This is a genomic window from Anaeromyxobacter sp. SG66 (assembly GCF_022690805.1).
GTDB classification, from domain to species: domain Bacteria; phylum Myxococcota; class Myxococcia; order Myxococcales; family Anaeromyxobacteraceae; genus Anaeromyxobacter; species Anaeromyxobacter soli.
On sequence record NZ_JALCZC010000230.1, the window covers coordinates 1 to 1,318 of the forward strand.

A 1,318-nucleotide genomic window follows, 5' to 3' on the forward strand; every position below is an offset into this window, starting at 1 on the left:
CCTGACGGATCCCCTCAAATCAGCACACCTGAGCGGCAGCGATACGCTCTCGGAGTGAGTCCCATGGTTCTTCCGCCAGGGCGCCTTCGAGGAGGTCCGGCGCGTGGTCCGCGAGCACAAGTCTGCCCAGCATCGCCAACGAGAGGACCCGTCGTCTCCTAATCGTGTTCGCCTGATACCGCCTCTGAAGGTCCGCCGCCTCTGCCGCCAGGCCGAGCAGCACGTAGAGCACGTGAGCGAAGGCGGCAAGCAGCAGAAGAACGTCGGCGCGCGAACTGGATTGCGTTCTGGCGTAACTGAGTGAAATCCCGAAGCGGTGGCTCTTCGCGTCGCGGAACGTTTCCTCGATCTGCATGCGGAGTGAGTACATCGCGACGACCTTCGCCGGCCGCGCGCTCAAGGACGTCGCCAAGATCCACGGCTCTCGAGCCGCTCGCTTCTGTCTCTTGGGGCCGAAGTCGCGCTTCGCCGGGCGTCGCTGATACTTCGGCTTCTTACGGATCCCAACGACGCGCGTCCGGAAGTGAGTCTTGCGGCCGATTTCGTACGAGCCGAGCTCGGACGCCGTAGCGCCGGTCATCTTCCAGAGGCGCTCGATGTCGCACCACGCTTCATCTCGAGCGGATCGGATCAGGTTCAAGCCGCGAACCCGTGAGATGTAGTCCCAGCCGTACGACAGGACGAGCTTCATCCACGGCGTACGGAACCCCGCGTCGGTCACAATGATGGGCATACACACCGGGAGAACTGCCTTCACGTTATCCAGAAACGTCTTGTTCACGTAGGGTTTCATGTAGCTGTTGATGCCATGCGTCTCGGCGTAGATGATGAGCGCTCGGCCTTGGTACGGAACCGCCGCGACGAGCGCCCACAGCTGCGTCGTCACGGCTGTCCAGTCGACGATCACGAGCGGACGCGATCCCGGCTGCACCAGGCCGCGCGCGAGCGCTCGATAGAAGTCGACGCGCTCACGATGGATGTGCCGGTTTCCGAGGAGCCGGTCGATACGCTTGATGCCGTGCCTGTGGGTGGTGGCCCCGGCGATCGCGCGGCCCAAGCTCGTCAGGGACAACTTCCCCGACCTCAGCAGCGTGTAGACAGCGGCGAACACCAGCCGCACCCGCGAGAGGTGAATCGACCCTAGCTCGTGCTCGAATCGTCGCTGTAAGATCTCTTCGGCGCGCATTCGTCTCCCCTCTTCGTCCTGGCAGACTCAGAGGATCAGAGGCGCTTGCGCGCTTCAACTTTCAAACTGCCTCGTATCGCAGACGATCGATCTCACTCGCCATTTGTCGCGCGATCGTGGGGATACTTCAGG

General features: G+C 62.7%; 1 protein-coding gene. It reads right to left on the bottom strand.

Annotated features, from left to right (window positions below):
• Window positions 1-19: 19 nt before the first annotated feature.
• Window positions 20-1,186 (bottom strand): IS4 family transposase, encoded by a 1,167-nt coding sequence (locus MNZ39_RS24050; RefSeq protein ID WP_242341606.1) that lies wholly within the window; start codon window positions 1,184-1,186, stop codon window positions 20-22.
• Between the last annotated feature and the right edge of the window lie 132 nt (window positions 1,187-1,318).

Bases quoted from the DNA above. Each gene is read 5' to 3' on its own strand.
- MNZ39_RS24050 (WP_242341606.1), bottom strand. From the start codon at position 1,186: ATGCGCGCCGAAGAGATCTTACAGCGACGATTCGAGCACGAGCTAGGG.